21 protein-coding genes and 1 pseudogene are annotated in these 25622 nt (G+C 67.6%); 13 read left to right on the top strand and 9 right to left on the bottom strand.

Annotated elements, in window-relative coordinates:
* Positions 1-42: 42 nt before the first annotated feature.
* Together FXF75_RS16330 and FXF75_RS16325 are read right to left on the bottom strand one after the other, a co-directional pair.
* Positions 43-1218: an AI-2E family transporter gene (locus FXF75_RS16330; protein ID WP_163522914.1), complete on the bottom strand. Its 1176-nt coding sequence runs from the start codon at positions 1216-1218 to the stop codon at positions 43-45.
* Positions 1219-1234: 16 nt separating this feature from the next.
* Positions 1235-2047 carry a mycofactocin-coupled SDR family oxidoreductase gene (locus tag FXF75_RS16325; RefSeq protein WP_163522913.1) on the bottom strand — a complete coding sequence of 271 codons (813 nt, stop codon included), beginning with the start codon at positions 2045-2047 and terminating at the stop codon, positions 1235-1237.
* 300 nt (positions 2048-2347) lie between these two features.
* Between FXF75_RS16325 and FXF75_RS16320 the strand changes: the two genes are divergently transcribed.
* From FXF75_RS16320 to FXF75_RS16310, 3 genes are all read left to right on the top strand, one after another.
* Positions 2348-3988, top strand: a complete 1641-nt coding sequence (locus tag FXF75_RS16320) for a methyl-accepting chemotaxis protein (protein ID WP_163522912.1) — start codon at positions 2348-2350, stop codon at positions 3986-3988.
* Positions 3981-4715: a bacteriorhodopsin gene (locus FXF75_RS16315; protein WP_163522911.1), complete on the top strand. Its 735-nt coding sequence runs from the start codon at positions 3981-3983 to the stop codon at positions 4713-4715. Before FXF75_RS16320 ends, FXF75_RS16315 begins: the two co-directional genes overlap by 8 nt.
* Positions 4716-4784: 69 nt before the next feature.
* Positions 4785-5309 (top strand): hypothetical protein, encoded by a 525-nt coding sequence (locus FXF75_RS16310; protein ID WP_163522910.1) that lies wholly within the window; start codon positions 4785-4787, stop codon positions 5307-5309.
* 468 nt (positions 5310-5777) lie between these two features.
* Here the strand turns inward: FXF75_RS16310 and FXF75_RS16305 are convergent, their stop codons facing one another.
* The gene (locus FXF75_RS16305; protein ID WP_163522909.1) at positions 5778-6278 is read right to left on the bottom strand and encodes a hypothetical protein; all 501 of its coding nucleotides are present in this window, start codon (positions 6276-6278) and stop codon (positions 5778-5780) included.
* A gap of 101 nt (positions 6279-6379) precedes the next feature.
* Between FXF75_RS16305 and FXF75_RS16300 the strand changes: the two genes are divergently transcribed.
* Positions 6380-7693, top strand: a complete 1314-nt coding sequence (locus FXF75_RS16300) for a glycosyltransferase family 4 protein (protein ID WP_163522908.1) — start codon at positions 6380-6382, stop codon at positions 7691-7693.
* 12 nt (positions 7694-7705) lie between these two features.
* Here FXF75_RS16300 and FXF75_RS16295 read toward each other — a convergent pair whose 3' ends face one another.
* Positions 7706-8899 (bottom strand): glycosyltransferase family 4 protein, encoded by a 1194-nt coding sequence (locus tag FXF75_RS16295; protein ID WP_163522907.1) that lies wholly within the window; start codon positions 8897-8899, stop codon positions 7706-7708.
* Between the two features lie 270 nt (positions 8900-9169).
* Here FXF75_RS16295 and FXF75_RS16290 point away from each other — a divergent pair, with 270 nt between their 5' ends.
* The 3 genes from FXF75_RS16290 to FXF75_RS16280 all read left to right on the top strand — a co-directional run bounded on the left by FXF75_RS16290 (position 9170) and on the right by FXF75_RS16280 (position 13184).
* Entirely contained in the window at positions 9170-11326 is a 2157-nt protein-coding gene (locus FXF75_RS16290; protein ID WP_163522906.1) for a DUF2254 family protein, read from the top strand.
* Positions 11327-11386: 60 nt separating this feature from the next.
* Entirely contained in the window at positions 11387-12433 is a 1047-nt protein-coding gene (locus FXF75_RS16285) for a Gfo/Idh/MocA family protein (RefSeq protein WP_163522905.1), read from the top strand.
* Between the two features lie 160 nt (positions 12434-12593).
* On the top strand, positions 12594-13184 hold the full coding sequence (locus tag FXF75_RS16280) for an AsnC family transcriptional regulator (RefSeq protein WP_163522904.1): 591 nt from the start codon (positions 12594-12596) through the stop codon (positions 13182-13184).
* A 14-nt stretch (positions 13185-13198) separates the two neighbouring features.
* On the opposite strand, the gene FXF75_RS16275 is transcribed toward FXF75_RS16280, so the two are convergent.
* Positions 13199-14188 carry an ABC transporter permease gene (locus tag FXF75_RS16275; protein ID WP_309221843.1) on the bottom strand — a complete coding sequence of 330 codons (990 nt, stop codon included), beginning with the start codon at positions 14186-14188 and terminating at the stop codon, positions 13199-13201.
* A 237-nt stretch (positions 14189-14425) separates the two neighbouring features.
* On the opposite strand from FXF75_RS16275, the gene FXF75_RS23165 reads away from it, so the two are divergent.
* The 6 genes from FXF75_RS23165 (at position 14426) to FXF75_RS16245 (ending at position 21594) form a co-directional block, all read left to right on the top strand.
* The gene (locus FXF75_RS23165) at positions 14426-15649 is read left to right on the top strand and encodes an ABC transporter permease (protein WP_163522903.1); all 1224 of its coding nucleotides are present in this window, start codon (positions 14426-14428) and stop codon (positions 15647-15649) included.
* Positions 15646-16698 carry an ABC transporter ATP-binding protein gene (locus FXF75_RS16265; protein ID WP_163522902.1) on the top strand — a complete coding sequence of 351 codons (1053 nt, stop codon included), beginning with the start codon at positions 15646-15648 and terminating at the stop codon, positions 16696-16698. The genes FXF75_RS23165 and FXF75_RS16265 overlap by 4 nt, the downstream gene beginning before the upstream one ends.
* On the top strand, positions 16691-17956 hold the full coding sequence (locus FXF75_RS16260) for an ABC transporter ATP-binding protein (RefSeq protein ID WP_163522901.1): 1266 nt from the start codon (positions 16691-16693) through the stop codon (positions 17954-17956). The genes FXF75_RS16265 and FXF75_RS16260 overlap by 8 nt, the downstream gene beginning before the upstream one ends.
* A 353-nt stretch (positions 17957-18309) precedes the next feature.
* Positions 18310-19260, top strand: a complete 951-nt coding sequence (locus FXF75_RS16255; RefSeq protein WP_163522900.1) for a hypothetical protein — start codon at positions 18310-18312, stop codon at positions 19258-19260.
* Between the two features lie 93 nt (positions 19261-19353).
* The gene (locus FXF75_RS16250; protein WP_163522899.1) at positions 19354-21117 is read left to right on the top strand and encodes a Rieske (2Fe-2S) protein; all 1764 of its coding nucleotides are present in this window, start codon (positions 19354-19356) and stop codon (positions 21115-21117) included.
* 51 nt (positions 21118-21168) lie between these two features.
* Complete coding sequence (locus tag FXF75_RS16245) at positions 21169-21594, top strand: CBS domain-containing protein (protein ID WP_163522898.1); 426 nt, start codon at positions 21169-21171, stop codon at positions 21592-21594.
* A gap of 82 nt (positions 21595-21676) precedes the next feature.
* Here FXF75_RS16245 and FXF75_RS16240 read toward each other — a convergent pair whose 3' ends face one another.
* The 4 genes and pseudogenes from FXF75_RS16240 to FXF75_RS16225 all read right to left on the bottom strand — a co-directional run bounded on the left by FXF75_RS16240 (position 21677) and on the right by FXF75_RS16225 (position 25460).
* The gene (locus FXF75_RS16240; protein ID WP_163522897.1) at positions 21677-21847 is read right to left on the bottom strand and encodes a hypothetical protein; all 171 of its coding nucleotides are present in this window, start codon (positions 21845-21847) and stop codon (positions 21677-21679) included.
* A gap of 42 nt (positions 21848-21889) precedes the next feature.
* Positions 21890-23452, bottom strand: a complete 1563-nt coding sequence (locus tag FXF75_RS16235) for a cobyric acid synthase (RefSeq protein ID WP_163522896.1) — start codon at positions 23450-23452, stop codon at positions 21890-21892.
* A gap of 21 nt (positions 23453-23473) precedes the next feature.
* Positions 23474-24166, bottom strand: a complete 693-nt coding sequence (locus FXF75_RS16230) for a cob(I)yrinic acid a,c-diamide adenosyltransferase (RefSeq protein ID WP_163522895.1) — start codon at positions 24164-24166, stop codon at positions 23474-23476.
* A pseudogene (locus FXF75_RS16225) lies at positions 24163-25460 on the bottom strand (cobyrinic acid a,c-diamide synthase). The gene FXF75_RS16230 and the pseudogene FXF75_RS16225 overlap by 4 nt, the downstream one beginning before the upstream one ends.
* Positions 25461-25622: the final 162 nt, after the last annotated feature.

Below are 25622 nucleotides of genomic sequence, written 5' to 3'. Positions count from 1 at the left end.
GTCGTCAGGGCGTGGTGTTGGCGTCGGGAGAAGGTGTTCCAGTCACGAGGAGGTCGCGGAGTCGTCCTCGTCGGAGTCGCCCATCTCGCCGAGGTCGCGTTCTCCGAGCGAGGGCGCGGCGTCCACGTCCGGACTGAGTTCGTCGCCGTGAATCAGGTCGGTCACGACGATGCGGACCGCCTGAATCACCAGCACGAAGAACAGCGGGAGCAGGAAGAACCCGTACCACCCGAACAGAATCGGGCCGAGGATGTACGCGAACATCATGATACCGACGTGGATGTCGTTGCCCGAGATGTAGGGCTGGAGGAACGTCTGGGGCAGGATGTCGAGGACGAGGAACGACACCACCAACAGACCGATGGGGTATATCATCGCCACACCGCCCTGTCCGGACGCGACCCACGCGAGGTACGCGACTATCGGCACGTAGACCACCTTCCCGACGACGAGCGGGATGAGGCTGGCCACCCCCGTCAGCAGCGCCAGCAAGATGGCGAACGGGATGGTCAGGGCGGGCGGCGCGAGGAAGTTGAACCCGTAGTAGACGACCGCCGCGAGGACGGCCATGACGAGGACGAACACCAAGTTCCCGAAGAAGACCGTCTCCAGTTCGTCGTCCACGGCGTAGGCGTAGGCGTACCCGGTCGTCCCCTCGGGGGCCATCTCGTCGCGGAACCACGCCGCGATTCTGTCGTCGTCCCGGAGCAGGAAGAACGCCAGTCCGAACGCCAGCGAGAGGACGATGAGGACGTTGACCACGGTTCCCAGCGCGGAGAGAGCGGTACTCACCAGTTGCCGGACGCGGTCCGTGTCGAGCGAGCGGAGTTTCCCCGGGTTCTCCAACAGCGTGTCGAGCAGGCTCTGCTGGTTCGAGGTGAACTCCCCGACGTTCAACACCGGCGCGAGCAGTCCGCTCCCCGGCGTCCCCGACAGCGACGCTAAGTCCTGTAGCCCCACCAAGATTACGTAGCCCACTACGAACAGTATCGGCGTCACGATGCCCGCCAGCGTCAGGCCCGCCGCCAGTCCGTCGTTGTCCACGTACTCGCCGATTCGGTCGTCGATGGGCCGCGACGCGTAGTAGAAGAACACGCCCAGCACGAACATCCCCACGAACGAGTAGCCGACGAATGCGACGCCGATGGCTAACGCGACGATGTAGAGCCACCACGCGATTCGATTCCGGTCGTAGTCCAGAAACGTCTCCAAGTTCACTGGTCTCACCGAGCGTTCATATCGCGGTCGCCCCCGCCGCGACCGGGAGCGCGATGCCGGTGACGTAGCGGGCGTCGTCGCTCGACAGCCACATGAACGCCGCGCTCACGTCCTCGGGTTGCACGATTTCGCCCAACACGTTGTCCGGTCCAGACTGCTCGGCGATTTCGGCCATCTCCTCGCCGATGGACTCGACGATGCCGCCCACCATCGCGGTGTCTACCGCGGTCGGACACACCGCGTTGACCGTCACGTCGTACTGGGCCAGTTCCATCGCGAGGTTCTTCGTCAAACCGACGACGCCGTGCTTAGCGGCGCTGTAGTGGCCCAGTCCGGGCGAGGCGACCATCCCGGCGGTCGAGGAGGTGTTGACGATGCGCCCGCCCTCGCCGCGTTCTATCATGTGCTGGCCGACGTGCTTCGCGCAGAGCCACATCCCCTTGAGGTTCACGTCGAGCGCGTGGTCCCACGTCTCCTCGTCCAGTTCCATCAGCCCCGAGACCGGCGCGACCCCGGCGTTGTTGGCGAGGATGTCGATGCGGCCGAACTCCGAGACGGCGTGTTCCACCCCGGCCTCGACCTCGGCGGCGTCCGACACGTCCATCTGGACGCCGAGCGCTCGCTGGCCGCGCTCCTCGACCTCCCGGGCGGTCTCGTCCAGTTCGGTCTCGTCGCCCAGTTCGTACGTCGATTCGTCGGTCGTCTCGCAGATGTCGGCACACACCACGTCCGCACCGTTCTCGGCGTACCGCAGGGCGTGCGAACGACCTTGTCCGCGGGCCGCTCCCGTCACGAACGCCACCTGTCCGTCGAAATCGTACTCCGCCATGGTTACCGAAGGAGCGACGGTAGCGAGCGGTAAAACGCTGATTGCCGGAAACCGACCTCGACTCTCCCGACAGTCTCCGTCTACGCGGTGGGACTCGAACCGGCACCGTCGGTTCCATCGCTATGTGACGTGCTTGGAAACGATGGAAGAAACACGACCGGAGAATGTTTACGAGTTTAAAAACAGAAATTTACGATGGATAGCTCGTATACGGCGTCATGAGCGTCTCGAACCCGAAATTATTCCTCGTGATACTGTGGTCCAAAGGTATACAAACGGTAACTTGAAAGAGTGGTCGTAATGAAGAGACGTTCTCTCCGAGATTGGGTCGCGAGGAAGTACAGTCGCCGCATCGGCGCGGCGCTGTTCGTCACGCTCGCCGTGACGATGGCGTTCGGCGTCCTGTTCGCGCTGGACGTGGCGCGCGGCGGCGGCGACGGTGCTCGCGCGGTCGCCGGAACGCTGTTCGTCCTCGCGCTTCACGTCGGACTGCTCGGTATCGTTCTCGGCGGTAGCGTCGGTATCGAACTCCGGAATCTGACGGACGCCGCCGAGGCCATCGAGGACGGTGACCTCGACGTCTCGCCCGAGAGCGACCGGGGCGACGAGTTCGGACAGTTGGCGTCGTCGTTCGACACGATGCGGCAGTCGCTCGACGAGGCGTTCGACGAGTCCGACGCCGCCAGAGAAGAGGCCGAACGCGCCCGGAAACGGGCCGAACGCGCTCAACAGGAGGCCGAGGAGCGAAACGACCTGCTCCTCGAACAGGCGTCGGAAATCGGCGACGCCATGTCGTCGGCCGCGGACGGCGACTTCACGCACCGACTCGACACGAGCGGAGACATCGAGGCCATCGAACGCATCGGCGGCGCGTACGACGAGATGGCCGAGTCGCTGTCCGGCACTATCGAGGAGATACTCGACTTCGCCGCCGAGGTCGAACGCGCCAGCAACGCGGTCGCGGCGGACGCGGCCGCGGTCGAGGAGTCCCACGAGGCGCTCGCGGGGGACATCCGCTCGCTCGCCGACGCCATCACCGACCAGACCGACCAACTGCAGAGCGCGGCCGAGGAGGCCAACGACCTCTCGGCGACTATCGAGGAAGTCGCTTCCACGACCGACGAGGTCGCCGGACGGGCCAGCGACGCGGCGGAGGTCGGGGAGTCGGGCGCGGAGCGCGCGGCCGAGGCGGTCGGTACTATCGAGCAGTTCGAGGAGGCCGTCGCGGGACTCGGTCGGTTGGTGGACCAACTCGACGACCGGATGGACGAGGTCGAATCGACGACCGGTCTCATCGACGACATCGCCGAGCAGACCAACATGCTCGCGCTGAACGCCAACATCGAGGCCGCCCACGCCGACGCCGACGGCGACGGGTTCGCCGTGGTCGCGGACGAGGTCAAGGAGTTGGCGACCGAGACCCGGAACGCCATCGACGAAATCGACGGGATAATCGACGGCGCGCGAACCGACGTCACCGAGGTGACCGAGGAGATGGCCGCCACGAGGACGAAGATAGACGCGAGCGTCGATACCGTGACCGCCACCGGCGATACGCTCCGGGAGTTGACCACCACCGTCACCGACGTGGACGACGCCATGGCGGAGATTAGCCGCGCGACCGACGACGGCGCGGCGGCGACCGAGGAGGTCGCGGCGGCGGTCGAGACCGTCCGTGAGGCCGCGATAGACATCGCCGACCGCTCGCACGACCTCGCGGCGACGGCAGACGAGACAGTCGAGACCATGGGCGACGTGCGCAGGCGCGCCGACGCCCTCGCCGAGCGGACCGAAGACCTCCGTTCGATGCTGACCGCGTTCGAGACGCGTCACACCGACGGCGACGCCGAAGGCGGTCACGACAGTGCAAAGGACGACGGTGGCTTGGACGAGACGCCTCGTCCGGACGCAGGTGCGGTCACCGGAGGTGACGATGATTAGCGAATCGGCCGTGTACGCGACCTCCGGGTGCGTGTACGCCGCGACGCTCGCCGTGCTAGTCGCGTGGCTCAGAAACGTGCCGGACCACGGTCGCCGGTACTGCAACCTCATGACCTTCGTCGTCGGTCTCGGCGTGCTGACGAGTTTCCTCGCGGCGGCCGGAATCGGCGGCGTCTCCGTCGGCGGGAAGACGGTCCTCCTCTCGACGTTCCTCAACGACGCTGTCGCCTACTCGGTGCTGTGGTTCGTCACCGCGATGCTGGCGGACGTCTCGCGTCGGAGACTCGCCGTCGTCACTGCGTTCCCGTTCGTGCAGGTCGTCGCCTTCCAGTTCGGGACCCCGATGGGCGGTCTCGTCGCGCTCGCATCGACGGTGGTGGTCATCGGCGGCCACCTCGTACTCGCGTATCTGTTCGTGGGTCCCATCTGGCAGACCGCACAGCGACTCCCCGACGAGCGGCGACTGCTCCACTGGAAGTCGCGTAACCTCCTGTTGTTCCTCATCGGGATGCTCATCGCGTTCGCCTTCCTCTCGCTGGCGGGCGCGTTCACCGCCTTCGGCGTCCACGTACTCGGGCAGTACATCGCCGTGCTGATTCGAGTCGGCTTCGCGGGGTTCCTGTTCGTCAACATCGACGCGCTGGACGCCGGCGGCGGACAGGACGCGTCGGAGAGCGGCGTCTCGTCCGCCGAGTTCGCGAATTCGGCCCCCGACGCCGCGGACTGACGCCGGTTCCCATTCTGTCAGTCAGCGCTCTCCCGTCGCGCCTAAATCGCTCGGTCCCTTACGCCCGCCATGGTCAACGCCTTCTGGCTGGACCGCGATTTGGACCAGACCGCGCGCTGGTTGGTGGACCGCCACGTCCTCTCGTCCGTGTTGGAGAACGCGATGGTCCTGACCACTGCGGTCCAGTCGAACGGCTACGCCGAGGGCGACCCGGAGACTCGCGAGGACCTCTACTTCTCTCACGCCGACCACCCGCTGACGCGGTGGGCCGCCGCGCATCCCGACAACTGGGAGTACCTCCACGACTACACGGAGGCCGCGCACGACGAGTGGCGCTACCGGTGGAATCACCCGCCGGAGGAGACCCACGGGAGTTGGGCCACCGTGGAGTCGCTGGACCGCGACGAGATTTCGGCGCTCGACTGGCCCGGCGAACCGAGCGACCCGCCGCAGGTCACGGGGCAGTGGCACGCCGACGACTACGTGGAGGCCTACCGACTCTACTACGCCAACGAGAAGCGTCACCTGTTCGAGTGGTCCGGAGACAGGACGGCCCCGCCGTGGCTGGACGACTACCGTCGGGACTCGCCGTAGCGGTCGGTCGCCATCCGGGTTCTCTCTTCGAGACATCTCGTGGACTTCTGGCCCGATACCGACCACGAACTGCCACGGCGGAGAAAACTATTTACTGTGGAGCGCACACGCTCAATTATGTCGGCGTCGTTCTCGTGGCTATCACTCGACCGGATGCTCTCTCGGTCGATTCCCGGTACCGCATTGGTTCTTCTCGGCGGTGTGGTTCTCGTGACTGGAGGCCTGTACGGCGTAGCACTCGGCCTGACCGAACTGCTTTCACCGCCACCGACTGGCCCGACGCCAGCAGGAAACAGTGGTCTCTTCGGTTCCGGGGTGGGTATTCTTTTGTTCGCCTCTGCGATTATCGTTCTTGGCGGACAGTTACTCGGGTACTCCGAATAACCCCGCGCTACGAATTGAGCAAACTCGTCGCAGTAGTCCGGGGTAGAGTCCGAACAAAGAGACCGTGTTACGCTCGGTCGTCTGTCAGTCGTCGCCCGACGCGCCGTCCGTCGCGGGTTCGTCGCGGGTCGAACTCTCGTCTCCCGTGAGTGTGCGACCGCCACTTCCGGCGTTCGCGCCGCCGAGCGCCGAGTGTCCCGCGGCGACGGCGTAGAGGCCGACGACCCCGAGACCCGCGCCCGCCAGCGCCGTCTCGACCGACGAGATGACCCACGTAAACTCGTCGATGTGGGCCTCGACTGCACCGACCGCCATCGCGGCGACGAACCACGCTCCCGCGGGGACCGCGAGTCGGGCGTTCTCGTAGAGGCTCCTTCTCACGTCGGCCGTCGCGGGCGGAATGACCTCCGCCGCGAGCGACACGCCGCGGACCGTGACGTATAGCGCGGCCATGACGACGCCGGCAGCGCTCACCGGCCCGCCGACGCCTTGGAAGTGCGCGATTCCGGCGAGCAGGTTCCAGAACAGCAGAATCGCCGCCACCGGGAGCGCTTCGAACGCGGTTCGCTTCGGGGACTCTATCATGACCGACGCGTCTCGCCCGCGCCTCTTAAATTATCTCAACGGGCGGTCGAACGACGCGTTCCGGCCGTCGGGCATTTGTCCGTCTCCGTCGTCGCTCCGCCATGCGCGTCCTCGTCGCCGCACACGACTTCTACCCCGACCCCGGTTCCGGCGGGACGGGCCGGTACGTCTACGAGACGACGAAGCGACTCGCCGACCGGGGTCACGACGTGTCGGTCCTCACGCGCCGCCGGGGCGACGTGCCCGCCCGCGAGACGGTTTCAGGCGTCCGAGTCGCGCGATACGACCTCGACGTGGCCGAGCGCTCCGCGCCCGAAATCGCGGCCCGACTCCCCGGTGCGGTCCGGGCCGTCCGCGACCACTTCGACGCTCTGCCCGACCCCGACCTCGTGAGCCTTCAGGGCACCGTGACCGACCTACTCGCCGACCTGCTCGTCCCCGAAGATGTTCCCCGAAGCGCGACCTTCCACAGTCCGTGGCCGACCGAGTACCGCATCCGCGCGGGTCACGCCGATACCGTCTCCGGCCCGCGCCGCGGACTGAACGCCGCGCTCCGCCGGCGAATCGAGCGGTCCACCCTCGCCTCCTGCGAGCGGGTCCTCGCGCTCAGCGAGTTCATGGCCGGGAAACTCCGCGAGGTCCACGGTCCGGTGGCCGACCCCGTCGTCGTCCCCGGCGGCGTGGACGCCGAGCGCTACCGGCCGGACGCCGGCGTCTACGACTCGATGCGGTCGGCAAACAGTGGCGAGTCAGTCGGTGCGAGCGAATCGGTCCCCACGTACTCGTCCACTCCGGAGACGTCCGCCGAGCGCGCGATATCGGCCGCGGTGGAGTCCGAGGGCGGGGACGTCGCGACCGACTTCCTGACGGTCCGCCGTCTCTCGCCCAGAATGGGCCACGGGATGCTCCTGCGGGCGTTCGCCCGCGTCGCTCGCGAGCGACCCGACGTTCACCTCCACGTCGCTGGCGACGGGCCCCTGCGCGAGGAGTTGGAGCGAACGGCGGCCGACCTCGGCGTCGCCGACCGCGTGACCTTTCTGGGCTACGTCCCCGACGAGGACTTGCCCGGCGCTTACGCCACGGCGGACTGCTTCGTCCTGCCGACCCGGCGATTGGAGGGGTTCGGTCTCGCGACGCTCGAAGCCCTCGCGTCTGGGACCCCGGTCGTCGCCACCCCGGTCGGCGGCACGACCGAGATTCTGTCGGGACTCCGTGAGGACCCCCGAGTCCCGACCGAGATGGTCGTCGAATCGGTCGCGCCGGACTCGCTGGCCGACCGGATGGCGGCGTGGGCCGACCTCGCGCCCGCCCGCCGGGACGCCGCGGGTCGCGCCTGCCGGGAACACGCCCGTGAAAATTACGCGTGGGACCGGACCGCCGACGCCATAGCGGCGGAGTATCGGGAAATAGCGTAGTCGCTCGTTCGCTCAGTCCCCGCTCGCCGGTCGCTCGGCCGGAGCGTCGGCGGAGGTTCCCGAGACGCTGGCGCTCGGCCGGTCGAGCGCGTCGGCGACGATGCGCCGAATCTGGTGCTGGAACCGCTCGCGGCCGAACCGGCGGCGAATCGCGCGCGGTCCCATCGGTTCCCGGAGGTCCCGCTGGAGGTCCGGGTCGGCCGCCACCGTCGAAATCTTCTCTCGGGCGTCCGCGACGCTCTCGTACAGCAGCTGCTCGCGGTCGTTGACGATGGCGTGCTGCCCGCCGTCGTTCGGTACGAACGGAATCGTGCCGCCCGCCGCGAGTTCGGCCACTGCCATCCCGAAGTGCTCGTACTGCTTGCCGTGGACGCCGTACTTGTGGGTGCAGATGCGCTCGACCAGTTGCTCGCGTGGGACCTCGCCCTCCAGTTCCACGTACTCCCGACTCGCGGCCATCGCCTCGACCTCCTCCCGGTACTCCTCGTCCACCGTCGGGCCGATGACGTGGAGGTGAGTGTCGTGGCCTCGCTCGCGGACGCCGTCGGTGATTCGAATTAGCTCTTTGATTCGCTTGCTCCGCTCGATGCGACCCACCGTCACGATGCCGTCCTCGCGTTCGTCCCACGGTCGGTCCTCGAACTCGCGGGTGTCGATGGGCGGGTGGAGGACTCGCGGCCGGGTGCCGTACGCGTCCTCGACCACGTCGGCGGTCCAGTCGGAGTTGGCCAGCAGCGTGTTCTGCTGGATGTCCTCGCGTTCGACGCTCGCGACGCGGGTCGCGAGTCGCTCGTGGAACGAGTCCTCCTCGACGGTCGGGTGGAAGATGTGTTCGCGCTCCTCGCAACTCACGGTCCAGTCGAACGGGAAGTGGACGTACTGGACCGAGTTCGATTCGAGACCGAGTTCGTTGATAGTGCTGACCAACAGGTCGAAGTCGTCGCTCCGACGCCGGGCGTAGCGTCCGAGCAGGGCGTTCTGAAGGACGTAGTACTTCAGTCCCAACTGCCGGTTCAGCCACGGAGCGAGGTACCCCGCTCGCTCGACACGCAGGTCCCGAACGTCCACGTCGGTGTCGAAGTAGTCGTTGAGTTCGCGGAGGTCGGGGTCGGTCAGCGTCAGCACCGTCACGTCGTGGTCCTCCTGCAGCGCTTCGAGGACGTTCATGGCCACCGCTTCGCCGCCACCTTTCGACATCAAATCCATATGGATAACTGCAATTTCCCCCATCGTATCGCTCTCCTGTAACAAGGAGGGGTCGGCCGAAGTTAGGTATTCTGGGCGGAGAGAAACACGTCATCGGCCGGGTAGGAGCGACTGTAAGCCGACAAACGTATTGTCGGAAAGTGACGGGACCTCTCGACGGCCGTGACGGTGGTCTCTCGGCCCACGAACGGTCCAGACGACTCCCGGTGGAATCCGACGACGGTGTGATAGATGGAAAGATAGTTGACTCGGTGTTGGCTCGCCACAGACATGGGATACCTACGGCACACGTTCGCGGACCTCCACTGGGTGGCGACCAGACGCGCGCGGTGGCTCCTCGGCGGTGCCGGCGTCGTCGCGGCGTTCGTCGCCGCCACGGTCCTCGCTACTCACCTCGGCTTCTACCCCTTCGGCGCGCCCTCACCCAACGCGGGAGACGTGCTCGGTCGGCTGGCGACCGGGCAAGCGGCGGTGCTGGGAATCGTGTTCTCGGTCGGTCTGGTGATGCTCCAACTGCTCTCCCAGCGCTACTCCTCGGCGCTGTTGTACGGGTTGATACGTCACCCCGTGTTCAACCTCGTGTTCCTCCTGTTCGTCCTCTCTATCGGTCTCGACCTCTGGGTCCTCTACAACGCTCCCGAGGAGACCACGCTCGCTCTCGGCGTCGCCGTGGCCGTCGCGGCCGGTCTCGCCGCGGCGGCCATCTTCTCGCTCCTGCTGGTCCTCACCTACGGGCTGAAGTTCAGCCGTCCGGTCGCCGCCGTGGAGGATTACCTCGATGCGGTGTTCGCCAACGGGAAGCCACCCCTCCAGCCGTTCACGGACTCCCACTCGCTCGACCCCGTGGCCGAGCAGGTCGAGTCCGAACTCGCAGACGGCGAAGTTGTCGCTCCGAAGGTCGCTAACTGCTACGCGACCCGTCTCTTCGCGGAACTCCGCCGAGCGTTCGAGAGCGACGACTTCGACGCCTCGCGCGTCCCGGCTACCGGGGACGTGTCGGTCGAGACCGCCGAGGGCGTCGTCGAGTGGTTCGAGCGACCGGTCGCGGACCACCTCCCGACGCTGGCGGTCACTGCGTACGCAGAGCGGGCGGACGACGCCGGACACACGTTGGTCGCCACGCTGTTCTGGGTCTCGCTCCTCGGCAGTGAGGCGCGTAACTCCCTCGCTGGCGCGGCACACGGCGCGCTCGGCGATATCGTCACGGCGGACGCCGACTTCCCCTCGGCGTCCGGACGCGAGGACGCCGTGGACGCGGCGCTGCTCCTCGCGCGATGGAAGTTCGACCGCGGCAGTCCGATACTCGCCGAGAAACTCGCCGAGCGGTCGGCCGACTGGACGGCCGACGTCAGCGGGACGGTCCCGGAAGAGGAGTACGACAGACTCGCCGACCGGATTTTGACCCACTCGTCCGGTCTCGTGGACGAGCGCGCGGCGACCGACGGACGCGAGACGCCGTCGGACGTGTACGACCAGACGCTCGACCAACTCCTCCGCGGGTCGAGCGACCTCCTTGAATCGGACGCGGCGACCGGTCCCGAGTCCGGAGCGGTCCCGTACTCGTTCGCCGACTGGCACCAGCACCACCGCCGACTAGTCGGGACGCTCCTCACCGACAACCCCGACGACGGTGACCGGATTTTCACCACTGTCCGGCGATACTACGAAAAGTTACTGTACCGGGCTGACGACGACGGGGCGGGGTTCGTCGCTCCGGAGAGCCTGATACTCGACCTGCTGCAGTTGACGTACTTCGCCGCCGACGGTGAGGACGACGTTACCGACGGCGATGGCGCCGTCGACGGCGGGCGGTTGTTCGCTAGTGTCCGAAACTACGGCTACTACCGCCTCGTGGACGACATCTGCGACCGACTCACCACCGAACCGGAGGTCGATTACGACTACGACCCCCTCGAAGACGAGGCGGTTGCCTTCCTCGTCGACGGACCCGGTCTCACCGAAGACGAGGCCTTCGGTGAACTCGGCTACGACGCGGACGTCGTCTACGGCATGAGAGATACGATAGAGCGCGTGCAGCGGCGGTCCCGACGCCGGTTTTGGGAGGTCAACTTCGAACAGTACGTCCAGTACGTCGTCCGCCCCGATACCGATATCGTCAACCCGGACCTGGACGAAATCCGGTTCGGCTCCCTCGGGTCGGGCGTGGGCCGACTCTTCGGCGTCCTGCGGGGGACGGACGTCGTCGTTCAAATCGTGACTGCGGTCACGGTTGACGACGAGACGCTCCGCGAGGTGGTCGAAAAGCGGGAGCAACTCGAATCGAACGAGCAACTCCACGTTCTGGTACCGGGCGACGACGAGGTGCGCTCGCCGCAACTCGACCGCCTTCGGGAGGAGTCGGTCAGGGTCCACGAAGTCCCTCCTGAGGCCTTCCCGAAGCCGAAACGCCCGCCGGACTGGCTCTGACACGTCCGAGGGACGAAGTTGAACCGACGGGTTTACATTGAATAACTCCTCGGCCGTGGTATGGCACTTCGACTGGGAGCTATCGGACTGGGTGGACTCGGAAACATCGAACTGGGACTGTACGACGAGATGGACGACGTGGAAGTCGTCGCTGGCGCGGACGTGTCCGAGGGCGCGCGCGAGGCGTTCGCCGGAGAGTACGGCGCACCGACCTACGAGACCCACGAGCAGATGTTGGCCGACCACGACCTCGACGCGGTGAACGTCGTCACGCCCCACACCCTCCACTACGAGCAGGCGATGGACTGCTTCGCGGCGGGTGCGGACGTGTTCCTCGAAAAGCCGATGGTCACCGGCATCGAGAACGCGGTGGACCTCGTGGCCGCCGCGGACGAACGCGGCCGCGTCCTGCAGGTCGGCTATCAGCGCCACTTCGACCCCCTCTTTCGGGAACTCAAGCGAATCGTCTCGTCGGGGCGCCTCGGCGAGATTCACGCCGCAAACGCCTACCTCGGACAGGACTGGATAGCGATTCAGCGCGGGTCGTGGCGCACCGACCCCGGTCTCTCGGGCGGCGGCCAACTCTACGACTCGGGGAGCCACCTACTCGACGCGCTGCTCTGGACCCTCGACGCCGAACCCCGGACGGTGGCGGCAGTCACCGACGACCGCGGCGAGACCGTGGACGTGAACTCCGCGCTGGCGCTCACGCTGGACCGCGAGGGCGGCGACGCCCCCGTCACAGCCAGCGTCGGCGTGGTCGGCGATGGGACTAACGGGGAACCCGACGAGGGGATGGTCGTCTGGGGCACCGAGGGTCACGTCCGCTACGAGGACGGCGGACTCACGGTCTACGAGGACGGCGTGACCTACGAGGGCGAGGTGGCGGGCGACCGCGATTTCGAGACGCTCACGCGGCGCAAACTCTCGGACTTCGTCCGCGCGTCCGAAGCCGGGACCGAACCCGCGGTCCCGGGGTCGTTCGGGCTACGAGTGACCGCGCTCACCGAGTCGGCCTACGAGGCGGCCGAGACCGGCCGGACGGTGGACGTGCGCGAGCGAATCGAGCAGGCCCGTGAAGAGCGTCAATCGGTGCAAGCCGACTGACCCCGCCCCATCACGGGGACCCGATTCGGACGGTTACGGTCGGTCCCCCCACGAGGACGGTGAAGGCGTGCCGACCCGACCTCGGTTTGCGCTCGATTCACACGAACTGTCGGAAGATGACGAAAAGTGTTTCTACGTTGGCCTGACAATCCATTCAGTAATGCGCGAACTCGACGAAACCGACCTCGAAATACTGCAACTGCTGGTGGCCGACGCTCGCCGACCGTACAACGAAATCGCCGACGCGGTGGACCTCTCGCCGCCGACGGTCTCGGACCGCATCGACCGCCTCAAGGAACTCGGCGTCGTCCGCCGGTTCACCGTGGACCTCGACCGCTCGCGCCTCTCGGAGGGCGTCGCGGTCCTCGTGGACCTCCACGTCGAACCCGGGCGGGTCTCGGAGGTTCGCAGCGACGTCGAGGACATCGACGGGGTCGAGCACCTCTTCGTGACCGCCGACGGGAACGTCGTCTTCCACGCTCGACTCCGGAACGGCGCTATCGAACCGCTGCTGTCGAGCGCGGTGGACACCGACGCCGTCCGGGAGTACGACGTGCGACTGCTCACCGACTCGGCGTGGCATCCGGAACCCCGCGGCGTCGAGTTCGCGCTGGAGTGCGACGAGTGCGGTAACACCGTCACCAGCGAGGGCGAATCCTCCCGCATCGACGGGGAACTCTACCAGTTCTGCTGTTCGTCCTGTCAGGAGCGGTTCGAAGAGCAGTACGAGGAACTGAAGAAAGCGGCCTGAGCGCTCTTCTCGCGTTACGTGTCGTCACCGACTCGTGGGTCGAGTAGGGTGTACGCGAAGTCCTGTAGCAGGTTGCCCGAAAGCGCGACGAACGCCGGGAGGAGCGTGGTCGCCAGAATCGTCGCGACGTCCCGGCGCTGGATGGCCTGATACGCCAAGTCGCCGACGCCCGGAATCCGGAACACGACCTCGATGACGTAGACGGTCAGGAAGAGGACGGTGAGCAGTTCGGCGAAGAACACCGTCATCAGCGGGAGCGCGGCGTTCCGGAGGACGTGTCGCCCGACGGTCCGGGCGTCGGCACCGCTGGCGCGGAGCGTCTTGACGAACTCCGCGGGGAGGTACTCCCGGGACTCCGCGCGGGCGTATCTGGCCTGCGCCGCGAGCAGGTTGAGTGCGACCACGAACGACGGGAGCGCGAGCGACGCGAGGTTCTCTGGGGTCCAGAGACCGAACCGCGTGTCGTAGTACGCCCGGTACCACGAGAACTCCATGATGGACACGACCAGCAGGAGTTCGCCGAGGACGAACCCCGGCACGCCCAGACCGACGTAACTCAGCGCCGCGCTCACACGGTCGACGACGCCGTTCGGGTTCATCGCGGAGACCAGTCCCACGCCGACGCCGAGCAGCGTCGAGAGGACCACCGCGGGCACGAGGTAGACGAGCGTGACGGGAATCCGCTCGGCGAGCGCGTCCGTCACCGGTTGGCCCGTCGTCCGAGACGTCCCCCAGTCGAACGTAGCGTAACTCACCATCCATCTGCCGTACCGCTGGAGGACGGGTTCGTCGTAGTTTCGGGCCTCCTCGTAGGCTTCGACCGCTTGCTGAGAGTTCTCGGACATGTTTTCCGGGTCCTCCGGGTTCGCGGCACCGAACGAGACCAGCGCCTTGTTCGGGTCCGGCGTGTACGCGAAGACGAAGAACGCGCCCGAGAGTATCAGGTAGGCGGCGAACATCGTCCACGCCACCCGCTTGGCGAGGAACCAGTGCGTATCGTTCACGTTTGGCTGTGAATCTCACACTGTCCTGTTAAATTTTACTGTCTTGATACGAACTGGTCGCCGGCCGAGTCTCCGGACCGTGTCGCGATGTCGATTCGTGTCGTCTCTGTCTCGACGAAACGCCCGAGACCGACACCAATCCAAACGTTTTAGTAATTTTGCTATGACTTCGCAAACCAAATGTCAGCGCACGTATCACGGCGGCCGTCGGGCCGACGTCGGGAGGCGAGATAGTCCGTGGCGGCCGATTCCGGCGACTACGAGACGTTCGAGTCGGTCGATTGGTCGTCCATCGACCGCCCGAAGTACCGGCCGAGCACTGCGACGGTGGGCTTTCTGGCTGCGCTCGGCGTCCTCGTCTCGGCGTTCGCGTACGACTACCTGCTCGCCGACGGCGCGCTCGTCGCCGACTGGTCGCCGACCCCGCTCGACTGGTTCTCGCTAGTCGGGGTGGCCACCTTCGCCTGCTACGTGGTGGTCCCGCTCGCGTGCAACCGACAGTTGACGCGGCGCTACTGGCGGCAACTCCGACGTGACCGTCTCGCGCTCGCCAGTCTCGGCTGGCTGACCTTCTTCGTCCTGTTCGCGCTGGTCGGTCCGGTGATTCTGGGCGACCCGGAGACCGCGCCGATGGGGATGGGTGCGTCCCAAGGGCGCTACGGCATCCCCATCTACCAACCGCCGGTCGGCACCAGCATCTCGGAGTACGCGACGACCGTCTGCGGCGGGCCACTCTCGAACGGTAAGTGCTGGGGGACGTTCCTCCACCCGTTCGGTACGACCAACACCGGCAAGGACGTGCTGGCGTTCGTCGCGCGGGGCGCGCGAATCGAGTTGAAACTGGCGTTCGTCTCCGGCATGATTCTGGTCCCCATCGCCACCGTCGTCGGGTCGGTCGCGGCCCAGTACGGCGGCTGGGTGGACTCGGTGCTGATGCGGTACGTGGACCTCCAGCAGGTCATCCCCGCGTTCTTCGTCTACCTCGTCGCTCAGTTCCTCTACGGCGGGAGTCTCCTGCTGATGGTGGCGGTGTTCGGCCTGTTGAACTGGGGCGGGGTCGCCCGCCTCGTCCGGAGCGAGGCGCTCAAGAAGCGCGAGACCGCCTACGTCAAGGCCGCGCAGGCCGCCGGGAGCAGTCGGCTCGCGGTCGTGCGCCGTCACCTGATACCCAACGTCTCGAACGCCGTGGTCACGGCGGTCACGCTCCAGATTCCGATGCTCCTCATCGTCGAGACCACGCTCTCGTACCTCGGACTCGGCCCGATGCAGAGCCAGTCGTGGGGCTACCTCATCGAGACCAGCATCCACGACGACAACTTCCCGACGCTGGTGTGGTGGGGCGTCGCCGCGCCGGTCGGCTTCCTCGTCGCCACCGTGGTGTCGCTCAACCTGCTCGGCGACGCGCTCCGGGACGTGCTGGACCCCCGAACCGACGGCCACTCTGACGGGGGGCACCGATGACCGACCCCCTGCTGTCGGTGCGGGACCTCCGGGTGCGGTTCGAGGGCGAGTCGGGCGAGGTCCGCGCGGTAGACGGCGTGAGCTTCGACCTCGACGCGGGCGAGACGCTCTGTCTGGTCGGCGAGTCGGGGTCCGGAAAGACCGTCACCTGCGAGGCGCTGACCCGCCTCGTTCCGGCCGACCTCGACGGCGAGATTCGGTTCGACGGGCGGAATCTGCTCGACTGCTCGGAGACGGAACTCCGCGAGATTCGGGGGTCCTCGGTGGCCCACGTCTTCCAGAATCCGCAGGGCGCGCTGGACCCGGTGTACTCAATCGGCGACCAGCTCCGAGAGGGCGTCGAGCGCAACCGCGAGGTCTCGGGCGGGGAGGCACGCGAGGTGGCCATCGACCTGCTGGACCGCGTCGGCATCCCCGAGCCAACCGCTCGGTACGACGACTACCCTCACGAGTTCTCGGGCGGGATGAAACAGCGCGTCGTCATCGCGCTCGCGCTGTCCGGCGACCCCGACCTGCTGGTGGCCGACGAACCCACCACCGCGCTCGACGTGACGATTCAAGCCCAGATTCTGGACCTCCTGCGCGACCTGCAGGCCGAGCGCGACGTCGGGGTCCTCTTCGTCACCCACGACCTCGGCGTGGCCGCGCAGGTCGCCGACCGAATCGTCGTGATGTACGCCGGGAAGGTGATGGAGCGCGGCGGCGTCTCGGCGGTCTTCGACTCGCCGGGCCACCCCTACACCCGCGCTCTGATGCGGTGTCTGCCCGGCGTCGGGTCGGCGCTTGACCCGATTCCGGGCGACCCTATCGACCCGACCGACCCGCCCGAGGGGTGTCGGTTCCACCCCCGATGCACCGCCGCGGTCCGGGAGTGCGAGTCGGGCGACCAACCGCCGCTCCGCGACGCCGACCCCTCCGACGACGCCAGCGACCCGGGCGACGCCGACCACTGCGTCTCGTGCGTGTTCTACGGTCCCGACTACGACCGAGCGGACCTCGCGTCGTCCGTGCCGCTCGCCGGGGTCCAGACGGAGGGCGACGATGACTGATTCGACGTCCGAGTCGCTGTTGTCGGTCCGCGGTCTGACGAAACACTACCCCGTCACCGAGGGACCGCTCCGGAGCGAGGTCGGCCGCGTCCGGGCGGTGGACGGCGTGGACTTCGAGGTCGAACGGGGCGAGACGCTCGGTTTGGTCGGCGAATCGGGGTGCGGGAAATCCACCGTCGCCACGACGTTGATGGGACTCGAAGAACCGACCGCCGGTCGAATCACGTTCGACGGTGTCGGCGTCGCGGACCGCGACGACAGCGAACGCCGGGCGTTCCGGCGGCGCGTCGGCATGGTGTTTCAGGACCCGACGTCGAGCTTCGACCCCCGGATGACCGTCGGCCAGTCGGTGGCCGAACCCCTCGCGATTCACGGTCTCGACGACGCCGACCGCAGGCGAGACATCGTCGCGGACCTGCTGGAGCGCGTGGGCCTGTCGGCCGACGACGCCGACCGCTACCCCCACCAGTTCTCTGGCGGCCAGAAACAGCGCGCCGCCCTCGCGCGGTCGCTGGTCCTGAACCCCGACTTGCTGGTGGCCGACGAACCCGTCTCGGCGCTCGACGTCTCCGTACAGGCCGGTATCCTCTCGCTGTTGGACGACCTCCAGCGCGAGTTCGACCTCGCCGTACTGCTCATCAGTCACGACATGGCGGTGGTCCGGGAAATCTGCGACCGAGTTGCCGTGATGTACCTCGGCGAAATCGTCGAGGTCGGACCCACCGAAGCGGTTCTGTCCGACCCCCAACACCCCTACACGCGTGCGCTGACGTCGTCTGTGCCCCATCCCGACCCGGACCAGCGCGGGTCAGGCGTCCGGCTCTCGGGCGACGTCCCTTCGCCCGCGGACCCGCCGTCGGGGTGCCGGTTCCACACGCGGTGTCCCGAGGTGATTCCGCCCGAAGGTTACGACTTCCAGCAGGACCACTGGCGTGCGGTGCTGGACCTGCGAACGGCGCTGGCGGCCGACGACTTCGACACCGGAAACGCCCGACGGTCGGCGAGCGCGGTCCGCGAGCGGTTCGGTCTCCCAGACGAACTATCAGACTCGGACGCGGAGGCGGTGCTGTCGGAGGCAATCGACTCGCTAACCGGCGGCGACCGCGAGGCGGCCCGCCGCCTGCTGGCCGAGGAGTTCGAGACTGTCTGCGAGACCGACCGTCCGGACCTCCGGGCGACAGACGTCGGCCATCCCGCCGCCTGTCATCTCCACGACAGCGCGGCGGCGAAGTCGCCTCGGTTGGAGTCCGACGACTGACCCGAAAGCCCCGTTTCGTCTTCGAATCCGGTTTCTGTCCGATACGAACTCGACCTAACACCATATTTCGGGAATACGAACATTTATGATAACGCTTTCAGAAACCCCCTCTGCAAGACGCTCGCAAGACATCTCGTTCCGAGTCGGTCCGCGCTGTCGGTGACGCCATCGTCGTCTGCCGATTCCACCTCGGCCGACGCGCGTCTCCCGACCCCGCGCGGACGCCCAGTCGGACGGACTCACGAGCAGACGCCGTGCGAGGTGCTACACGACGTGTTCGGACAACTCTCTCCGTCGAAGACGACGGGTCGCGCGAGTCCCGGCCGCGAGGTCGGTCCCGGAGGTGCCCGGCCGTGAGCGACGCCGACCGCGACTTCGGGCCGAGCGAGTACCTCTGTTACCGCCTCCTCGTGGAACTCGAAGACTCGCGGAGTTACCCGGTCTCGGGGTCGCGGTTCCACAAACTCAGTTGCATCGCCGACCGTCACCTCTCGTCGGAACTCGACTGCGACATCGCGTTCCCGCGCCACTGGTACGTCTACGGCGAAGTCGTGGACGAACAGTCGCTCGACGGCGACTTCTACATCGCACCCTCGGCGAACCACTGGTCCGGACGGCGCTACCTCCCGGTCGAGGACGTGAACGACTGGGAGTTCGCCGTGTCGAGCGACCGCAAGGACGCCATCGACGAGGCGGTCGAGTGGGTCGTCGAGTCGTTCGAGCGCGCGAACGCCGAACGCGTCGAGACCTACCAGTACCGCCACCACGTCCCCAACGAGTTCGTCCGGACGTACAACGACCTCCGGACCCAGTTGAAGGAAGTCGATTTGAACCGCCAGTACACCCTCGGCGACTTCCGGGTCACGTCCCACTCGACGCGCGGGTTCGTGGTGGAGTCGCTCGAAACCATGGTGGACACCTACCCCCGCGACGATTACCCCGAGGCCTACGACCTGTTCTTGGAGTGGCACGACGCGGTGGAGCGCCTGCTGGAGGCCGAGAACCCCGACTACGCGGTGGTCGAGGAGTTCCTCGATTCATTCGTCACCATGCTCGCCAAGGTGGAACTCCGGTTCCACCACCGCCAGCACATCCCGGACGACCGCATCAGAGTCTGGGAACGGGAGCGACTCGAGACCAAGGAGGCGTTCGCGTCGATGCTGGCCGACCGGCGCGAGGAACTCTTCGAGGACGCTTCGGGGGGCGCGTCCGCGCGAACCGACCCGGCCCGCCGCGACGGCCGCTCCGGCACGGACGGGTCGGCGTCCGTTTCCTTCTCGCGGCACCTCGACTCGTTCGACTGAGTTCGGCGACAGAGCCGCCCCGAATACTGTCAGCAGGCGTACAAAATATCGTTTCAGCGAATTGTTTTGAGAGTTGCTGACGAACCCCGTCCCATGGCGACACAAGAGTCAGACGACACGGAGTACGTCAGCGTGGCCGACGCCGAGGAACTCCGCGAAGAGGGTCGAATCGTGACGCGAGCGGGCGGCCGTGCCATCGCCGTCTTCCACCACGAGGGCGAGTTTCAGGCCGTGGACAACCGGTGTCCCCACATGGGGTTCCCGCTCTCGGACGGCACCGTGGACGACGGCATCCTGACCTGTCACTGGCACCACGCCCGGTTCGAACTCTCCTGCGGCGACACCTTCGACCCATGGGCCGACGATGTGCAGAGTTTCCCGACCGAAGTCCGGGACGGCGAGGTGTACGTGGACCCGAACCCGGACCCCGACCTGCCTCCCGTCGAACACTGGACGGACCGACTCCGGACCGGACTGGAGGAGAGTCTGCGCCTCGTGGTCGCGAAGTCGGTCATCGGACTGGCCGACGAGGACGTGGCGTACACCGACCCGTTCCGACAGGGCCTGACCTTCGGCGCGCAGTATCGCGACGACGGGTGGAGTTCGGGACTGACCATCCTCTCGGCGATGGCCAACCTGCACGACGCGCTCCGGCCCGAGGATAAAAAACGGGCGCTGTACACCGGACTCTACCGGGTGGCCGAGGACTGTCGGGGCGAACCGCCGAAGTTCGACCAACCGTCGTTCTCGGCGCGGGACCTCTCGCGCGAGCGCCTCGAATCGTGGTTCCGCGAGACCATCGAGGTCCGCGACCGCGAGGGCGCGGAGCGCTGCCTCCAGACCGCTATCACCACGCTCGAACCGACGGAGGTCGCGGACATCCTCTATCTGGCCGCGACCGACCACCTCTACATGGACGCGGGCCACACCTTCGACTTCGTGAACAAGGCCTGCGAGGCGCTGGACCACGTCGGGTGGGAACACGCCGACGAGGTGCTGCCGAGCGTGATTCCGCGCCTCACCGAGGCCACGCGCTCGGAGGAACGCTCCTCGTGGCGACAACCCATCGACGTGGCCCGACTCACCTTCGACGCCTACGACGAACTGCCGGACCTCGCGGCGGACGGCGCGGACGGCGAGTGGGACGCCCCCGACGGGTTCGGTGACACGCTCCTCAGCGACGACCCCGAGGAGATAGTCACCGGGATGAAGGCCGCGGTCCAGAACGGGGCGACACCCGAGCAACTCGCCGCGGAAGTCGCGCAGGCCGCGGGTCGCCGGGTCGCGCAGTTCGGCACGTCCAACGAGTTCGACGACTGGGACACGGTCCACCACACCTACACCTACGCCAACGCGGTTCACGCGGCGGCCCGGCGCACCGACTCGGCGGCGACTCCCGACTCGCTGGCAGCGTACCGCGGGGCCTTCGCGGGCGCGACGAGCGTCTACCTCGACCGGTTCCTCAACACGCCCCCGACGCCGATTCCGGACGGGACCGAAGTCGAGGCCCCCGACGACCTCCGGACGGAACTGCTCGCCCTCTTCGACGCGGAGGGAGAGGTCGATTCCGCCGGACGGTTGGTCGCGGCCTACCTCCGCAACGGAGGCGACCCGGCCGAACTGAAGACGGTCCTCGGCGAGGGACTGCTCCGCGAGGACGCCGACTTCCACACGCTCCAGAACGTCGAGGCGGCCTTCGAGCAGTTCGACCGGACCGAAGACCCGGCGGAGGCGCGGGTCCACATGGTCGCCACCACGCGCTACGTCTCCGCGCACGTCCCAACTCGTCGCTCGGCCGAGCAGACGTTCACCATCGCGGACCGCCTCCACCGCGGCGAGAAGGTCCACGAGTCGTAGCGCCGCGGCCCGTAGATTGAATGACGTGACTCCCGTACAAATCGAGGCATCATGCCAGTAGGCGACCTCGGCCCCGACGAAGTGGTCACGACAGCACGCGACAGCACGCTGAGCGACCTCGCGGAGCAGTTGCGCTCCGAGAACGTGGGCGCGGCAGTCGTCACCGAGGACGACGAACCCGTCGGCATCGTCACCGACCGCGACGTCGCGCTGGCGGTCGCGGAGAGCGACGACGCGGCGTCGATGTCGGTCGAGGACGTGATGACCGAAAACCCCGCCACGATTCGGGAAGACGCCGAAGCGATGGAGATATCCCGGACAATCGACGAACAGAACGTCCGGCGCATCCCGGTCGTGGACGAGAACGACCAGCTGACCGGCATCGTCACGCTCGACGACCTCGTCGCCACGATAGGCGAACAGCTAGACCACGTCTCGGAGACCATCGAGTCCCAGTCGCCGGACTACCGACCGTAAATTCTCGTCTCGACCCCGCAGACCCTCTTTCCGACCCCTTCTTCCCAACGTCCGGTCTCCGGAGCACGCCGCAACCCCGCCGCTACTCGTCCGACGCGAAGACGAGCAGTATCGTCATTCCGTTCCCGTCCAGCGATATCTCTTGGTCCACGAGGTCGTAGCCGTCGGCCTCGAACTCCTCGATGCGGTTGTTGGCCGAACTCTCGACCTGCTGTCTGCTCCCCGACTGAACGAGTTCTATCTGCCTGTTCACGCTGTCCGTATCGTCGTTCTGGACTGTAAGTAGCGCGGCCCGCTACGCCTCGGGCACCCCGAGCGCCGACAGGTCCACGTGGTCTCGGAGCAACTCCGCCGCGGCGTCGTAGGGCGATTCGTCGGTCGCCTCGCGCTCCGGAGGCGTCTTCCCGGCGGACTCGAACGCGCGGGCGACGAACGCCGACCTGACCGTCTCGTTCTCGAAGAGACCGTGGAGGTAGGTCCCCAGCGCCTCCTCGGTCGCCGCGCTCCCCTCGCCGAGGGGCCGGGCCACCTCCTCGGTGGGTTCCGAGTCGCCCATGTGAATCTCGTAGCCCGAGACCTCTCCCGTCGCGTCGGCGATGGGGCCGACGCCCTCGACCGCTCGGACGACCTGCTCGACGCGCTTGTCGGTCGAGAACCGCGTCTCCACCGGGAGCAGGCCGAATCCCGCCACCTCGTCGCGGTCGCCCGTGCTCTCGACTCCGGCGTTCGTGATTCGCTCGCCGAGCATCTGATAGCCGCCGCAGAGGCCGACCACCGGCCCGTCGAACGCCGCCAGCGCGTCGCCGAACCCCGTGTCGCGGAGCGCGAGCAGGTCGTCCACGGTGTTCTTGGTACCCGGGAGGACCACGGCGTCGGCGTCCGCGATGGCGGCGTCGGGCGAGACGTAGGCCACCTTGACGCCCGCCTCGCGTTCCAGCGGTCCGAGGTCGGTGAAGTTCGACACGCGCGGGAGTCGGGGCACCGCGACCGTGACCGACCGGTCGTCGGGTGCGTCGTCGCCCCGAACCGCGCGTTCGCCGGGGGCCGGGAGTGAGACGCTGTCCTCTTCGGGGAGTCCCGGGTCGTCGTAGGGCAGGACGCCGAGTATCGGGACGCTCGTCCTGTCCTCGAACTCCGCGACTCCGGGTTCGAGGATGGACTCGTCGCCCCGGAACTTCGTGATTACCGCCCCGACGACTCGCTGGCGCACGTCTTCGGGCATCAGTTCGAGGGTCCCGTAGAGACTGGCGAAGGCTCCGCCGCGCTCGATGTCGGCGACGAGCAGCACGTCGGCGTCCGCGAACCGCGCGGTCTCGACGTTGGCGAGGTCGCGGTCGTGGAGGTTGATTTCGGCGATGCTCCCCGCGCCCTCCGCGACGACGACGTCGTGGTCGTCGGCGAGTCGCCGGTAGGACTCGACCGCTGCTTCGCGCGCCGCCTCCCAGTGGTCGTCGTAGTACGACCCCGCCTCGAAGTGACCGACGGCCTCGCCCTGTACGACGAGTTGGCTCTCTCCTTCGCCGCGGGGCTTGAGGAGGACCGGGTTCGTGTCGGTTGTCGGCGTCACTCGGGCGGACTCCGCCTGCACGTACTGGGAGACGCCGATTTCGCCCCACTCGGCACGCTGCGCGTCTGAATCATCCCCGTCTGCTCCCTCGCCCGATTCCTCGCCCCTCCCCGACTTCCTGTCACTCCCCGACCCCGGCGAGAGGACCGCTCGCGCGTTGTTACTCATGTTCTGGGCTTTGTACGGCGCGACCGAGACCCCCGCGTCGGCGAGCAGTCGGCAGAGTCCGGCGGCCACGGTGCTCTTGCCGACGTGGCTCGCGGTTCCGGCGACGAGTAGGCTCCGGGTCACTGGTCGGTCGTTCGGGCCATCTCAGTACTCGGTCCCCTTCCGCGCGCCGTGGCCCGCGTCCATCGGATGGGTCTCCTTCTCGACGTGCGTGACGAGGTCCGCGAGGTCGCAGGCGAACGCCGGGCGGTCGTGGCCGCCGGTCAGGACCAGTTCGAGGTCGTCGGGCTTGGACTCGACGAGGTCACGGACCGCCTCGGCGTCGAGCAGGTCGCGGTTGACCGCGTAGAGGATTTCGTCGAGTATCAGCATGTGGACGCCCTCCTCCGGGGGCGCGTCGAGGGCCACGGGGCCGGGGTCCGCCGAGGCCGCGACTATCTCCTCGGCGCGGGCGAGACCGCCGCTGGCCTTGGCCGCGTGTTCGTCGTCGTCGGAGCCGTCCAGAAAGCCGTGCCAGCCGTAGTGGCCGGTGTTCTCGTAGCTGAACCCCGGGAAGTTCTCGATGGCGTTGTACTCGCCGCGCACGTCCTCGACGCTCCCCGCGCCGCCCTTCATGAACTGGACCATGTGGACGCGGTAGCCGTGCCCCGCGGCCCGGAAGCCCATGCCCATCGCGGCGGTGGTCTTGCCCTTCCCGTCGCCCCACCAGACCTGCACCAGTCCGAACTCCTCGGGGGCCGCTGGTTCTATCGCACTGGCAGTCGGTGCGGTGGCGTCCTCGTCGGTCTCGCTCTCGATTCCTCGCTCGCTCGAATCGTCGGTGGTGTCGTCGGTCATAGATTCTCGATGAAGGCGTCGAACGCGCCGCTCTCCGCGTGGACGTGGCAGTAGGTGCCGAGCGTCCGGTACTCGGTCAGTCCGTCGCGGTCGCCGTCGATGCCGTCGCCCCGCTCGACGTCGAAGGCGAACCGGGCGTCGGTGTCGGGGTCGGCCTCTGAGTAGTGGAACTCGTGGCCCCGTAGCCGACCGCCCGCGGGGGCGGTGAGCGTCCCGTCGCGTGCCCGGAGTTCCACGTGGTCGAGCGCCTGATACCGGTTGCGCATCTCCACGTCGGCGGGGAGGACGCCCGCCATCTCGCGGGTCTCGCCCTCGGTGGTGGTCAGCGACTCGCAGAGCGCCATCAGACCGCCGCACTCCCCGAGGACCGGCAGGCCCTCGCTCGCGCGGTCGGACAGCGTCGCGAGCGCCGGACTCGATTCGAGTTCGTCGGCGCGGAGTTCCGGGTAGCCGCCGGGGAGGTAGACGCCGTCGCAGTCGGGCAGGTCGTCGCCCGCGACCGGCGAAAACGTCGTCACGTCGGCGCGCGCCCGGAGTCGCTCGGTCGTGGCGGGGTAGCAGAACCGGAAGGCGGCGTCGCGGGCGACCGCGATTCGCGCCTCGGTCCGCCCCCAATCGTCGTCGTCGGCCGGTCGGGGCGGTTCGCGCGCGGCGTCCAGCAGTCGGTCGGTCCGGACGTTCTCGGCCGCCGCGGCGAGCGCCTCGTCGCTCAGCGGGCGCTCCTCGCCCATCTCCAGACCGAGGTGGCGGTCCGGGATTTCGAGGTCGGAGTTCGGCGCGATTCGACCGAAGTACGTCAGGTCCTCGGGCAGGGCCTCGCGGATGCCCTCGGCGTGTCGGCCGCCGTGGGCGCGCTGGACGAGGACGCCAGCCACGTCGATGTCCCGGCCCGCACGCTCGGCGTACTCCCGGAAGCCGAGGGCCGTCGCGGCCACGCTCTCCATCCCGGCGCTCGCGTCCGCGACGAGAACGACCGGGAGGTCGAGCGCCTCCGCGACCATCGCGGTGCTGGACCCGTCGCCGTCGTAGAGACCCATCACGCCCTCGACCACGCAGATATCGCCCTCTCCGCGGTCGTAGTTGCGCCGCAGGCCGTCGGTCCCTTCGAGCCACAGGTCCAGCGTCCGGGAGGGCCGTCCCGCGACTTGCTCGTGGTGGCTCGGGTCGATGAAGTCGGGACCGCCTTCGCGGGTTGGACCTCCCTCCCGGCGTCCTGTAGCGCCCGCGTCACGGCGAGGGCGGCCACGGTCTTGCCGACGCCGGAACTCGTCCCGCCGAGAACGAACCCCCTCACGTCTCGGCCCTCCGTGTTCGGCCGTCGTCTGCGCGTTCAATAGCTCTCTCGCGGGCGAGTTCGTCCGACCCGCCCCACCGCGGCCGGTCGCTCGGCGACCGCGGCGGTCCCGCACTCGGGTTGCTCCGCGCCGAAGTACCATCGTCCCGTAGTTAACACAAG

The sequence above is a fragment of the Halorussus sp. MSC15.2 genome (genome assembly GCF_010747475.1).
Classification (GTDB): domain Archaea; phylum Halobacteriota; class Halobacteria; order Halobacteriales; family Haladaptataceae; genus Halorussus.
Note: the sequence above shows the minus strand (reverse complement) of the source record. Positions and strands in the feature narration are given on the sequence as shown.

Excerpts from the sequence above, each read along its gene's own strand:
- FXF75_RS16260 (WP_163522901.1), top strand. The coding sequence starts at position 16,691 with ATGACTGATTCGACGTCCGAGTCGCTGTTGTCGGTCCGCGGTCTGACG.
- FXF75_RS16320 (WP_163522912.1), top strand. The coding sequence starts at position 2,348 with ATGAAGAGACGTTCTCTCCGAGATTGGGTCGCGAGGAAGTACAGTCGC.
- FXF75_RS16280 (WP_163522904.1), top strand. The coding sequence starts at position 12,594 with ATGCGCGAACTCGACGAAACCGACCTCGAAATACTGCAACTGCTGGTG.
- FXF75_RS16230 (WP_163522895.1), bottom strand. The coding sequence starts at position 24,166 with ATGACCGACGACACCACCGACGATTCGAGCGAGCGAGGAATCGAGAGC.
- FXF75_RS16245 (WP_163522898.1), top strand. The coding sequence starts at position 21,169 with ATGCCAGTAGGCGACCTCGGCCCCGACGAAGTGGTCACGACAGCACGC.
- FXF75_RS16295 (WP_163522907.1), bottom strand. The coding sequence starts at position 8,899 with ATGGATTTGATGTCGAAAGGTGGCGGCGAAGCGGTGGCCATGAACGTC.
- FXF75_RS16305 (WP_163522909.1), bottom strand. The coding sequence starts at position 6,278 with ATGATAGAGTCCCCGAAGCGAACCGCGTTCGAAGCGCTCCCGGTGGCG.
- FXF75_RS16250 (WP_163522899.1), top strand. The coding sequence starts at position 19,354 with ATGGCGACACAAGAGTCAGACGACACGGAGTACGTCAGCGTGGCCGAC.
- FXF75_RS16315 (WP_163522911.1), top strand. The coding sequence starts at position 3,981 with ATGATTAGCGAATCGGCCGTGTACGCGACCTCCGGGTGCGTGTACGCC.
- FXF75_RS16290 (WP_163522906.1), top strand. The coding sequence starts at position 9,170 with ATGGGATACCTACGGCACACGTTCGCGGACCTCCACTGGGTGGCGACC.
- FXF75_RS16310 (WP_163522910.1), top strand. The coding sequence starts at position 4,785 with ATGGTCAACGCCTTCTGGCTGGACCGCGATTTGGACCAGACCGCGCGC.
- FXF75_RS16300 (WP_163522908.1), top strand. The coding sequence starts at position 6,380 with ATGCGCGTCCTCGTCGCCGCACACGACTTCTACCCCGACCCCGGTTCC.
- FXF75_RS16285 (WP_163522905.1), top strand. The coding sequence starts at position 11,387 with ATGGCACTTCGACTGGGAGCTATCGGACTGGGTGGACTCGGAAACATC.
- FXF75_RS16325 (WP_163522913.1), bottom strand. The coding sequence starts at position 2,047 with ATGGCGGAGTACGATTTCGACGGACAGGTGGCGTTCGTGACGGGAGCG.
- FXF75_RS16265 (WP_163522902.1), top strand. The coding sequence starts at position 15,646 with ATGACCGACCCCCTGCTGTCGGTGCGGGACCTCCGGGTGCGGTTCGAG.